This is a genomic window from Mycobacterium sp. (genome assembly GCF_025965855.1).
GTDB lineage: Bacteria > Actinomycetota > Actinomycetes > Mycobacteriales > Mycobacteriaceae > Mycobacterium.
Genome location: NZ_JAOPWB010000302.1, coordinates 1 through 10,747, shown reverse-complemented (window position 1 = coordinate 10,747; position 10,747 = coordinate 1). Strand labels below are relative to the sequence as shown.

Genomic DNA, 10,747 nt, shown 5'->3' with positions numbered 1-10,747 from the left:
CCCAGCGCAACCTGAGTGGCGGCCCGATAGTTGCCGACCGAGATGTAGGAGTTGATCCGGTCGTTGGCCTGGCGCCAGCGCAGCAGCAGCTGATCGGCGCCCTCCAGGTCGGGCTTGTCGACGGCGTCGCTGCGGGACATGTACTGGTCGAGCTGTTGGTGCATGGAGTCGATGCGCTGGTAGAACGACTGCTTGCGGATCTCTTCGTCGCCGCGGCGGATCAGCGAAAGCGTCTCGTCGGCACGCGCTTGCTGGGCGGTGATGGCGACGTTGGTGACGGTCCGCAGTGATTCCGCGGCGGTGTCCTTGGCGCTCCGGCTCGCGGTCGTCGAGATGGTTAGCGCGGTTCCGACCCATACCACCATGACGAGAATACCGAGGGCGCCCACGACCAGCCCCGGGTTGATTCGGCGCCGGGTGCGACGGGCCAGCCACCGATGCGAGAACGCGCCGAAGACCACCGTGCTGGCGACGACGAGGATCACCGGGGCCGGGAAGTGGGTGGACGCGGTGGTTTCGTTGTCCACCCGCTCCGAGGTCGCCTGGTACAGCTGCGCCGCGTCGGGCAGGATCCGCGATTGCATCAGCCCCGACGCCTCCGACAGGTACGACGACCCGACCGGATTGCCTTCCCGGTTGTTGGTTCGCGCGATCTCGATCAGCCCGGTGTAGACGGCCAGTTCGGCGTTGAGCCGGCCCAGCAATTGCACCTGCGGTTCGTCGGTCAGGCCGCTCGACGCTCTCGCCACGGCCACCGCGGCGTCCGTGATGGCCTGCTCGTAGCGCTGCCGGACCGGGCGCGGCTCGGCCTGGGCGATGAACGCGGTGGCCGCCGCGGCGTCGGCCACCGACAGCGTGGTGTAGAGCCGTCCCGCGGCGAACGACAGCGGCTCGGTGTGGTTGAGCACCGTGGACAGCACCTGCTGCCGGTGGTTGATGGTCGTCGAGGTGGCGAAGGCGCTGGAGACGCCGAGGGCCGCCAGCACGATCCCGATGGTCAGGATGAGGCCCGGCGTCGTGGAGATGAACCACCAGCGGGGATGGGCCGGTTCGGCCGGCGACCGCGACCCCATGGGTTCGGTCGACGGGTGCGCCAGCTCAACCGTCACGTCTGATCAGCCCTCATAACTTTCGGCCCACGAACCCGGATAAGCGAATTCTAAGAGAATGTTCGGTCGGATGGGGGGAGGCGACTCAATTGACCGGCGGGGTCGCCTGCATATCCTGATCTCGTGCAGGGCGACGGCGACGGATGGGTGGTATCCGACAGCGGCGCCCACTACTGGGGCCGCTACGGCGCGGCCGGCCTGCTGTTGCGCGCTCCCCGGTCCGACGGTACGCCCGCGGTCCTGCTGCAGCATCGGGCGGTGTGGAGCCATCAGGGTGGGACCTGGGGCCTCCCGGGCGGCGCCCGGGACAGCCACGAGACCCCGGAGCAGACCGCCGTCCGCGAAGCGCACGAGGAGGCCGGCCTGCCGGCCGAGCGGCTGGCCGTGCGCGCCGCGGTCGTCACCGCCGTGGTGTCCGGGCTCGGCGACATCCACTGGACCTACACGACCGTCGTCGCCGACGCGGCCGAGTTGCTGGACACCGTGCCCAACCGGGAAAGCGCCGAGATGCGTTGGGTCGCCGAGACCGAGGTGGCCGACCTGCCGCTGCATCCGGGCTTCGCGGCCAGCTGGCAGCGGCTGCGCACGGAGCCGGCGCTGTTGCCACTGGACCATGGCGACGAACGGCGGCACCACCTGCCGCGCACGCTCGAGGTCGAGGCCGGGGTCTTCGTGTGGTGCATGCCGGGCAATCCACTTCGGGCCGACGACGAGCCGTCGCAGCTGAGTCGCCGGATCAGCTCGCTGCTGCAAGCGCCGACCTGAGCGTTTCGGCCGCCGCCCGCGGGTCCTCGGCCGCGGTGATCGCGCGCACCACCACGATTCGACGCGCGCCGGCGTCGAGCACGTCGGGCAGCCGCTCGGCGTCGATCCCGCCGATCGCGAACCACGGCTTGTCCCCGCCGACTTGGGCGGCTTCGCGCACCAGCGCCAGGCCCGGCGCGGCGCGACCCGGTTTGGTCGGGGTGGGCCAGCACGGGCCGGCGCAGAAGTAATCGCACCGGCTTTCCGCGGCCGCGGCCACCTGGCCGGCGTCGTGGGTGGACAGGCCGATCAGCACCTGCGGCCCGACGATTTCCCGGGCCACGGCCGGCGGCAGGTCGCCCTGGCCCAGGTGCAGCACGTCGGCGCCGGCCGCCCGGGCGATGTCGGCGCGGTCGTTGACCGCGAACAGGGCACCGTGCCGGCGGGCCGCCTCGGCGATGATCTCGCACGCGGCCAGCTCGTCGCGAGCCTCGAGGGGCCCGAACCGCTGCTCACCTGCCGACCCCTTGTCGCGCAGCTGGACGATGTCGACCCCGCCGGCCAGGGCGGCGTCGGCGAACTCGGCCAGGTCGCCACGTTCGCGGCGCGCGTCGGTACACAAATACAGCGTCGCTGCCGCGAGGCGGATAGAAGATTCGTGCACACCGCGACGCTAGCGCGCTAGCGTAGAACCCGAAGAGCACGGGAGTCCCAGCGAGCGGGGGCTGAGAGTGGGCGCGCCTGCCCTTACCGTCACACCTGATCCGGGTCATGCCGGCGAAGGGAGCAAAGGATGCCGAACTCGCTGGCCGTTATCGGCGGCGGCGTCATCGGGCTGTCGGTGGCGCGCCGGGCGGCGCGGGCCGGATGGTCGGTGCTGGTGCATCGCACCGGCGAGCCCGGTGCGTCCTGGGTCGCGGGCGGCATGCTCGCCCCGCACAGCGAAGGCTGGCCCGGCGAAGAGCGGTTGCTGCGCCTGGGGCTGGAGTCGCTGCGGCTATGGCGCGAGGGCGGCTTCACCGACGGGTTGCCGCCGGAGGTGATCACCGCCCGCGAGTCGCTCGTTGTCGCCGTCGACCGGGCCGATGTCGCCGACCTTCGCACCGTTGCCGACTGGCTGTCCGGGCAAGGCCATCCCGTGGTGTGGGAGCCCGCCGCGCGCGACGTGGAACCGCTGCTGGCGCAAGGGATCCGGCATGGCTTTCGCGCGCCCACCGAGTTGGCGGTGGACAACCGCGCCGTGCTCGAAGCGCTGGGCCGGCACTGCGAACGGGTCGGGGTGCGGTGGGCGGGGCCGGTGAGCGACCTGGCCCGGGTCGAGGCCGACGCGGTGGTGATCGCCAACGGCATCGACGCGCCCGCGCTGTGGCCAGGCCTTCCGGTGCGCCCGGTGAAGGGCGAGGTGCTGCGCCTGCGCTGGCGAAAGGGGTGTATGCCGTTGCTGCAGAGGGTGATTCGCGCTCGCGTGCACGGGCGGCAAGTGTACCTGGTGCCGCGCGCGGACGGGGTGGTCGTCGGCGCTACCCAATACGAGCACGGACGCGACACGGCCCCGGTGGTGTCGGGGGTGCGTGACCTGCTCGACGACGCGTGCGCGGTGCTGCCGGCGCTGGGCGAGTACGAGCTGGCCGAGTGTGCCGCCGGGCTGCGACCGATGACGCCCGACAATCTGCCACTCGTGCAACGCCTGGACGAGCGAACCCTGGTCGCGGCCGGCCACGGCCGTTCCGGGTTCCTGCTGGCGCCGTGGACCGCCGAACAGATTGTTGCCCAGCTGGTCCCGATCGGAGTCAAAGCATGATCGTCGTGGTCAACGAACAAACGGTCGAGGTCGACGAGCGGACCACGGTCGCCGCGCTGCTGGAGTCGCTGGGCGTCCCGCACCGGGGTGTCGCGGTGGCGATGGACGATGCTGTGTTACCGCGGTCCGGCTGGGCCACAGAGCTTTTCGATGGAGCCCGACTAGAGGTAGTGACGGCGGTGCAGGGTGGCTGACAAGTTAACGATCGCGGACCGCAGCTTTGCCTCGCGGCTCATCATGGGTACCGGGGGAGCGACGAACTTGGCGGTGCTGGAAGAGGCGTTGATCGCGTCGGGCACCGAGCTGACCACCGTCGCGATACGCCGCGTCGACACCGAGGGCGGGACCGGGTTGCTGGACCTGCTCAACCGGCTGGGCATCACGCCGCTGCCCAACACCGCGGGCTGCCGCGGCGCGGCCGAGGCGGTGCTCACCGCGCAGCTGGCCCGCGAGGCGCTGGACACCGACTGGGTCAAGCTCGAGGTAATCGCCGACGAACGCACGCTGCTGCCCGACGCCGTCGAATTGGTCCGCGCGGCGGAGCAATTGGTCGACGACGGGTTCGTCGTCCTGCCGTATACCAACGATGACCCGGCGCTGGCCCGCCGGCTCGAAGACGCCGGTTGTGCGGCGGTGATGCCGCTGGGCGCCCCGATCGGTACCGGCCTGGGCATCACCAACCCACACAACATCGAGATGATCGTCGCGCGGGCCTGCGTCCCGGTGGTGCTCGACGCCGGCATCGGCACCGCGAGCGACGCCGCGCTGGCCATGGAGTTGGGTTGTGACGCCGTGCTGTTGGCCACCGCGGTGACCCGCGCGGCCGACCCGCCGTCCATGGCCGCCGCCATGGCCGCGGCCGTCACCGCCGGATATCTGGCGCGCCGCGCCGGGCGGATCCCCAAACGGTTCTGGGCGCAGGCGAGCAGCCCAACCCCTGAACTATGAAACGTTATGTCGCGCTGGGTAGCTCGATGGCCGCCGGTCCTGGCACCCGGCCCCGCTGTGTTCGGGCCGATCGGCCCGCAACTATCCGCACCGGGTCGCCGAACGGCTGAGCCTCGAACTGGTTGACGTCACTTTTTCCGGCGCGACCACCGCCCACCTGCTCGCCGATCACCAGCGCGGCAGGCCACCGCAAATCACCGCGCTGGACGGCTCGGAGGACCTGGTCACGGTGACCATCGGCGGCAACGACGTCGGGTACGTTCCGCTGCTGATGGCCGCCTCGCTGCCGGCCGCCGCGCGGCGCCTGCCGCTGCTGGGCGGGCTCATATCCGGACTGCTGGACCGCGACACGCGCGATCGGGCCCTGGCCGACGTGTTCGATTCGCTGTGCGCGGTCGGGACGGCGCTGCGACAGCGCGCGCCGCGCGCCCGCGTTTTCTTCGTCGACTATCCGACGATCCTGCCGCCCGCGGGCGCGCCGGCCCCGCCGCTGCCGCGAGCGGACGCCGACCTGGGGCGGCACGTGGCCGCGACGCTCGAACGCCTCACGGCCGACGCGGCCGCGGCGACCGGGTGCGAGGTCGTCGGCGCCGCCAGGGCCAGCCGGGGTCACCATGCCTGGTCGGCCGAGCCGTGGACGACCACCCCGGCTCGGTGCGGCGTACCGCTGCCCGGCCGGCCGGCCCCGCTGCACCCCAACGGCGCCGGGATGCGCGCGGTCGCGGAATTAGTTGCCGCGCAACTGTAGAAGGTCAGCCGTTGGTGCGCCACCACTGGTAGAGCGCGCCGACGTCCGTGTTGGACGCCCGGATGTGGCTCAGCACGTTTTTGCTATCGGTGGTCCAGGTGATGACCGCGGCGTTCTTGTAGGTTCCGCACGCCACCTGTCCGGCCGTCGCGCCGGAACTGCCCTGGTGCCATGTGCCCGGCGATTGACCGTTGTCCCCGCACGCGCTCAGGGACACGCCGCTGATGCCGCCGGTGAACGCGGCGGCGAGGTCGCTGGCGTTGCTGTACAGCTGGTAGACACCGGCAGCGGGTCCGGCGGGGTCGGGGCTTTGCCCGCAGTCGAGTTCGGCCAGTATCGGACCGGATAATTGGGCCGGTTGGCAATTGTTGATGCCGTAGCCCTTCGACAGCGAGGCCGCCAGCGTGTTGATATCCGACGAGCTACCCGTGCCGGGGTCTGCGGTCGCCATGGCGGTGCCTACCATGGCGGAACCGCCCATGAGCGCTACCGCCGCCGCCGTTCGCAACGCGTTGGTGAGAGGGGACATTCTGAACTCCTTTGTTGTGTTGGAAAACCAAGGACCCAAGCAACTTTCGGTCCGCACCGGCGGAATGCGCTGGAATGTACTGCGGCCCAACCGTCCACGTCAGCCGTTCGCGCGCCACCACTGGTAGAGCGCCGGCACATCGTTGTTCGACCCGCGGATGAGGCCCAACACGTTTTTGGCGTCCGTGGTCCAGATGATCTCGGCGGCATTCTGGTATGTCCCGCATGCCACCGACCCCGAGTTGGCGTTGTTACTGCCCTGATGCCAGGTCGTGGGCGACTGGCCGGCGTCCCCGCAGGCGGTCAGCACGTCGTCCTTGATGCTGGTCTTGAACGAGCCGGCCAGGTTGTCGGCGTTGTTGAAGAGGATGTACCTCGCCTGGACCGGGCCGCTGGGGTCGGGGCTTTGTCCGCAGGTGAGTACGGCGAGTTCACCGGCGTCGAGGTTTCCTGCGGTGCAGTTGTTGAGGCCGTAGCCCTTCGACAGCGTGGCGGCCAGCGTGTTGATGTCCGCCGAGCTACCGGTATTGGTGGGGTCTGCGGCCGCCGTGGCGGCACCGGCGAACGCGAAACTGCCCGTGACCACTGCGGCCGTCGCGGCGCGCAGCGCCTTGCTGAGATGAGGCATCCTTGGCTCCTAAATTTGCTTCGCTCCCCGGAAACAGTGCTTCTGCTAATGGGATCGTAGGGCTATGTCCTGTCTATGCAACACATTCCGCTGGAAATTATCTGTCTGGGCATCATTGTTGCTGACGACGGCCAGCCGCGCCCGATCGGCAAAGCGGTTAATAGCAAGCGACTTTCGCCGCTCGCCGTGGATTCGTCACCGTGGCGGTTGGCAACGCAATCGCCGAAGGCGGATCCGTCGCGCATCGGCCGGAAATCGCGATTTTTGCAGAGATAGTGCCCTCGCGGCGCCGCTCCGGTATGGTAAGCACCGCTTCCCGCCAGCTAACTCCCCTCGACTGGAGAATCTATGACACAGCCGCCCCCACCGCCCGGATACCCGCCGCAGCAACCGGCCGGGCGACCGCCGAATAACCATTTGGTCATGGCCATTATCGGGATCCTGTTCTGCCTTCCCTTTGGCATCGTGGCGGTCGTCAAATCCAGTCAGGTCAACGGTTTATGGGCCCAGGGCCAATATGCCGAGGCGCAGGCGTCCGCCGAAAGCGCCAAGAAGTGGGCAATGTGGTCGATTATCATTGGCGTTGTCGTATCGGTCATCTACGTGATCTTGGCGGTGGTCGGTGGCATGTCTGCCCAGAACTCCAGCGCGGCGGTGTTTTCTGCGCTTTCTGTTATGCCCTAAGCGCGGACCGCGCTCGTGGTAACGCGCCAACGGTCGGTGCCGTTCGCCCTCGGCGCGCCGCTTCTGGTGGCCGCGTCCACCACGTTGGTGTGCGCTGCTACCTGGGTCGCTGATCCGACAACCCCGGGTGGCCCGCTCCCGGTGTGCCCGACCAAGGCGCTGTTGGGCATCGACTGCCCGGGGTGCGGCAGCGCGCGGATGCTCTATTCGCTGATGCACGGCAACGTAGTGGCGGCCGCCAGGTTCAACGCGCTGGGCGTGGTGGCGGTGGTGTTGCTGGTGTGGGCGTACGCGGCGTGGACCTACGGCCGCTTGACGGGCCGGCCGGTCCGCGGCTGGCAGCACCAGCGCTGGGCGGCGACGGTGACGCTGGTGCTGGTGACGGGCTGGTTCGTGGTGCGCAATCTCCCCTTTGCGCCATTCAGCGCGCTTTATGTCTAGCCTTGGGCGCGATGGCAAGAACTTCAAGGACGATCCCCGCGGTGCTGGCCGTGGTCGCCCTGACCGCATTTCTGAGCGGCTGCTCTCATCGCCGCGACAACTCGCAGCAGCCCGCCGGTGACCCCGCCGCCGCCGAGTTCGCCACCGCTCTGCACAACAAGGTCACGGCCGACGCAATGATGGCGCACCTGACGAAACTCCAGGACATCGCCAACGCCAATAACGGCACCCGCGCGGTGGGCACCCCCGGCTACGAAGCCAGCGTCGACTATTTGGTGAACACGTTGCGCAACAGTGGCTTTGACGTGCAGACGCCCGAATTTTCGGCGCGGGTGTTTCACGGCGACAAGCCGACGTTGACGGTCGGCGGCGCGAACGTGGAGGCGCGCGCGCTGGACTTCAGCCTCGGCACCCCGCCCGACGGGGTGAGCGGGCCGCTGGCGGCGGTGCCCACGGCGAACACCCCGGGCTGCAGGCCCGCCGACTTCGACGGGCTTCGGGTGCAAGGCGCGGTCGTGCTGGTGGACCGTGGCACCTGCCCGTTCGCGCAGAAGGAGGACGCCGCCGTGCAGCGCGGCGCCGTGGCGATGATCGTCGCCGACAACGTCGACGAGCAACAGATGGGTGGGACGCTGGGGGCCGACACCGACGTGAAGATCCCGGTGGTGAGCGTTACCAAGTCCACCGGGATGCAGCTGCGCGGGCAGCCGGGACCGACGACGATCAAGCTGAACGCCGGCGTCCAAACTTTCAAGGCCCGCAACGTCATCGCGCAGACCAAGACGGGGTCTCCCACCGACGTGGTGATGGCGGGCGCGCACCTGGACAGCGTGCCCGAGGGTCCGGGCATCAACGACAACGGGTCGGGAGTGGCCGCCGTCCTGGAAACCGCGGTGCAGCTGGGGAACTCGCCGCCCGTGCGCAACGCGGTGCGGTTCGGCTTCTGGGGGGCGGAGGAACTCGGACTGATCGGCTCGCGCAACTACGTGGAGTCGCTGAATCTCGACGGGCTCAAAAACATTGCGCTGTACCTGAACTTCGACATGCTCGCATCGCCGAACCCCGGCTACTTCACCTACGACGGGGACCAATCGCTGCCGATGGACGCCCGCGGCCAGCCGGTGGTGCCGGAAGGCTCGGCCGGCATTGAGCGCACGCTGGTCGCCTACTTGGAGTCGGCGGGCAAGACCGCGCAGGACACCTCGTTCGACGGTCGTTCGGACTACGACGGATTCACCCTGGCCGGCATTCCGGCGGGCGGCCTGTTCTCGGGCGCCGAGGTCAAGAAGTCCGCCGATCAGGCCAAGCTCTGGGGCGGAACCGCCGACCAGCCCTTCGATCCCAACTATCACCAGAAAACCGACACGCTCGACCACATCGACCGCACCTCGCTGGGCATCAACGGCGGCGGTGTGGCCTACGCGGTGGCCTTGTACGCGCAGGGCCTCGGCGGCCGAAATGGCGTGCCGGCGATGGCGGATCGCACGCGCCACGTGCTCAACAAGCCATGATCCGCCGGCTGGCCTCGGCCCTGATGCTGATCGGGCTGGTGGCGGGGTGCTCGTCGCCGCGGCCGGTGCCGCCGGCGGCCGCGCCGGATCTCGCCCGGGGACTGGCGGCAAAGGTGACCGCGGACCGGATGCTCACGCACCTGCGCGCGCTGCAGGGCATCGCCAACGCGAACCGCGGAAGCCGCGCCGACGGCACGCCGGGATACGACGCCAGCGTCGAGTATGTCGCGAAGGCGTTGCGGAACAGGGGTTTTAAGGTATCGACGTCGCAGTTCGACCGGCTCTACAACGTTTCGCAGGGTAAGCCGGCGCTGACGGTGGCCGGCCGCACCTATCAGGTCGACCAGGCGTCGCTGCTGGTCCGGACGCCGCCCGCCGGCCTGACCGGGCCGCCGGTCCGGCCGGCGCAACCGTCGGGCTGCGCCCCCGGCGACTACCCGCCCGCCGTGCCCACGGGCGCGATCGCCGTCGTCGACGACGCGGGCTGCTCGGTGGTCGACAAGCAGAACAGCGCGGTGGCCAGGGGCGCCGCGGCGCTGATCGTACTCAGCGCGCCCAACGGACAGGGAGCCCCGCCAACGCTGTTCGGCCCCGGCTATTTCAAGCAACTGACCGTGCCGGTCGCCGTCGTCGGTCCCAACGGCGCCGCCGCGCTCGCACGTGACACCGCGCCGGTACGCCTGGTGCTGGACGCTGAGAACATGAAGATCACGTCGCGAAACGTGCTGGCGCAGACCGAAACCGGCTCGACGCACGAGGCGATCGTGGTCGGCGTGCATCTGGACAGCCCGCGCGACGGTCCCGGCATCAACGACGACGGAAGCGGCGTGGCGGCGGTGCTGGAAACGGCGCTGCAGCTGGGCCCGTTGGCTCCGGTGAACAACGCGGTGCGGTTCGTGTTCTGGGGCGCCGACGAGGACGGCCTCAACGGCGCGATGGATTACGTCTTCGGCATGGATCGCGATCAGCTCAACGACATCGCGATGTATCTCGACTTCACCATGCTGGGTTCGCCGAACGCCGGCTTCTTCACCGACGACGGCGACCAGTCCGGTCCGCCCACGCCCGGTATCGCATTCGGTGACGTGCCCGAAGGCTCGGCCGGAATCGAGCGCACGCTGGGCGGCTACCTGAACCTGGCCGGCAAGCGGCCCGCCGACATGCCGTTGAACCCGATGACCGATTACCACCCCTTCATGGTCGCGGGCGTGCCGATCGGGGGTATGACCGCCGGTGCTTCGCAGCTCAAAACCACGGTGCAGGCGCGCCTGTGGGGCGGTCAGGCGGGTGTCCCGTTCGACCCCAACTTCCAGACCCCGCGGGACACCGTCGACGCCGTCAACCGGGAAGCGTTGGCGGTCATGGGTTCTGGCGTGGCGTTCGCGGTGGGCACCTACGCGGAATCGATCGGGGGAATCAACGGCGTCCCGCCGCATGACAAGCGGCATCGCACGCGGGTGCCGTAGCGGTTCGGCGGGTGTCACCGGCCACTGCTATGCTCGAACATATGTTCGATGAGGCCGCTCGTGCCGAGGTGATTGCCCGGTTTGATGAGCTTGTTGAGCGGTGTTATCCGTCGAAGACGGCGGAGTCGGCGGTGTTTGT

Annotated in this window: 13 protein-coding genes, 1 pseudogene and 1 riboswitch; of the genes and pseudogenes, 10 read left to right on the top strand and 4 right to left on the bottom strand. The window is 69.4% G+C overall.

From position 1 onward, the window contains the following. On the bottom strand, nt 1–1,109 hold a 1,109-nt coding region (gene glnX / locus JWP83_RS26260), incomplete at its 3' end, for a protein kinase G-activating protein GlnX (RefSeq protein ID WP_297737182.1). Between the two features lie 123 nt (nt 1,110–1,232). Here glnX and JWP83_RS26255 point away from each other — a divergent pair. Next, a complete protein-coding gene (locus JWP83_RS26255) occupies nt 1,233–1,874 on the top strand; it encodes an NUDIX hydrolase (RefSeq protein ID WP_297737179.1) in 642 nt (213 codons plus the stop codon). Here JWP83_RS26255 and thiE read toward each other — a convergent pair. Beyond that, nucleotides 1,846–2,517, bottom strand: coding sequence for a thiamine phosphate synthase (thiE, locus tag JWP83_RS26250; protein ID WP_297737176.1), 672 nt, complete (start codon nt 2,515–2,517; stop codon nt 1,846–1,848). The two genes, JWP83_RS26255 and thiE, sit on opposite strands and share 29 nt — an antisense overlap. Before the next feature lie 28 nt (nt 2,518–2,545). Next, a riboswitch (TPP riboswitch) is annotated at nt 2,546–2,656 on the top strand. Between thiE and thiO the strand changes: the two genes are divergently transcribed. From thiO to JWP83_RS26230, 4 genes and pseudogenes are all read left to right on the top strand, one after another. Then, a complete protein-coding gene (thiO, locus tag JWP83_RS26245) occupies nt 2,647–3,654 on the top strand; it encodes a glycine oxidase ThiO (RefSeq protein ID WP_297737173.1) in 1,008 nt (335 codons plus the stop codon). It overlaps the preceding riboswitch by 10 nt. Continuing rightward, complete coding sequence (thiS, locus tag JWP83_RS26240; RefSeq protein ID WP_297737169.1) at nt 3,651–3,848, top strand: sulfur carrier protein ThiS; 198 nt, start codon at nt 3,651–3,653, stop codon at nt 3,846–3,848. The genes thiO and thiS overlap by 4 nt, the downstream gene beginning before the upstream one ends. Next, nucleotides 3,841–4,602 (top strand): thiazole synthase, encoded by a 762-nt coding sequence (locus JWP83_RS26235; protein WP_297737166.1) that lies wholly within the window; start codon nt 3,841–3,843, stop codon nt 4,600–4,602. Before thiS ends, JWP83_RS26235 begins: the two co-directional genes overlap by 8 nt. Then, a pseudogene (locus tag JWP83_RS26230) lies at nt 4,599–5,350 on the top strand (SGNH/GDSL hydrolase family protein). The gene JWP83_RS26235 and the pseudogene JWP83_RS26230 overlap by 4 nt, the downstream one beginning before the upstream one ends. Nucleotides 5,351–5,354: 4 nt before the next feature. Here JWP83_RS26230 and JWP83_RS26225 read toward each other — a convergent pair. Then, nucleotides 5,355–5,879 carry a serine/threonine protein kinase gene (locus JWP83_RS26225; protein ID WP_297737163.1) on the bottom strand — a complete coding sequence of 175 codons (525 nt, stop codon included), beginning with the start codon at nt 5,877–5,879 and terminating at the stop codon, nt 5,355–5,357. Between the two features lie 99 nt (nt 5,880–5,978). Continuing rightward, entirely contained in the window at nt 5,979–6,506 is a 528-nt protein-coding gene (locus JWP83_RS26220) for a serine/threonine protein kinase (RefSeq protein ID WP_297737161.1), read from the bottom strand. A gap of 75 nt (nt 6,507–6,581) precedes the next feature. Between JWP83_RS26220 and JWP83_RS26215 the strand changes: the two genes are divergently transcribed. From JWP83_RS26215 to JWP83_RS26195, 5 genes are all read left to right on the top strand, one after another. Continuing rightward, nucleotides 6,582–6,782, top strand: coding sequence for a hypothetical protein (locus tag JWP83_RS26215; protein ID WP_297737158.1), 201 nt, complete (start codon nt 6,582–6,584; stop codon nt 6,780–6,782). Nucleotides 6,783–6,854: 72 nt separating this feature from the next. Next, nucleotides 6,855–7,190: a CD225/dispanin family protein gene (locus JWP83_RS26210; RefSeq protein WP_297737155.1), complete on the top strand. Its 336-nt coding sequence runs from the start codon at nt 6,855–6,857 to the stop codon at nt 7,188–7,190. Between the two features lie 15 nt (nt 7,191–7,205). Beyond that, nucleotides 7,206–7,631 (top strand): DUF2752 domain-containing protein, encoded by a 426-nt coding sequence (locus JWP83_RS26205; protein WP_297737153.1) that lies wholly within the window; start codon nt 7,206–7,208, stop codon nt 7,629–7,631. Between the two features lie 11 nt (nt 7,632–7,642). Next, entirely contained in the window at nt 7,643–9,142 is a 1,500-nt protein-coding gene (locus tag JWP83_RS26200; protein WP_297737150.1) for a M28 family metallopeptidase, read from the top strand. Then, nucleotides 9,139–10,608, top strand: a complete 1,470-nt coding sequence (locus tag JWP83_RS26195; protein ID WP_297737147.1) for a M28 family peptidase — start codon at nt 9,139–9,141, stop codon at nt 10,606–10,608. The genes JWP83_RS26200 and JWP83_RS26195 overlap by 4 nt, the downstream gene beginning before the upstream one ends. The last annotated feature ends 139 nt before the right edge of the window (nt 10,609–10,747 follow it).

Excerpts from the sequence above, each read along its gene's own strand:
- thiO (WP_297737173.1), top strand. The coding sequence starts at position 2,647 with ATGCCGAACTCGCTGGCCGTTATCGGCGGCGGCGTCATCGGGCTGTCG.
- thiS (WP_297737169.1), top strand. The coding sequence starts at position 3,651 with ATGATCGTCGTGGTCAACGAACAAACGGTCGAGGTCGACGAGCGGACC.
- JWP83_RS26225 (WP_297737163.1), bottom strand. The coding sequence starts at position 5,879 with ATGTCCCCTCTCACCAACGCGTTGCGAACGGCGGCGGCGGTAGCGCTC.
- JWP83_RS26220 (WP_297737161.1), bottom strand. The coding sequence starts at position 6,506 with ATGCCTCATCTCAGCAAGGCGCTGCGCGCCGCGACGGCCGCAGTGGTC.
- JWP83_RS26215 (WP_297737158.1), top strand. The coding sequence starts at position 6,582 with ATGCAACACATTCCGCTGGAAATTATCTGTCTGGGCATCATTGTTGCT.
- JWP83_RS26210 (WP_297737155.1), top strand. The coding sequence starts at position 6,855 with ATGACACAGCCGCCCCCACCGCCCGGATACCCGCCGCAGCAACCGGCC.
- JWP83_RS26200 (WP_297737150.1), top strand. The coding sequence starts at position 7,643 with ATGGCAAGAACTTCAAGGACGATCCCCGCGGTGCTGGCCGTGGTCGCC.
- JWP83_RS26195 (WP_297737147.1), top strand. The coding sequence starts at position 9,139 with ATGATCCGCCGGCTGGCCTCGGCCCTGATGCTGATCGGGCTGGTGGCG.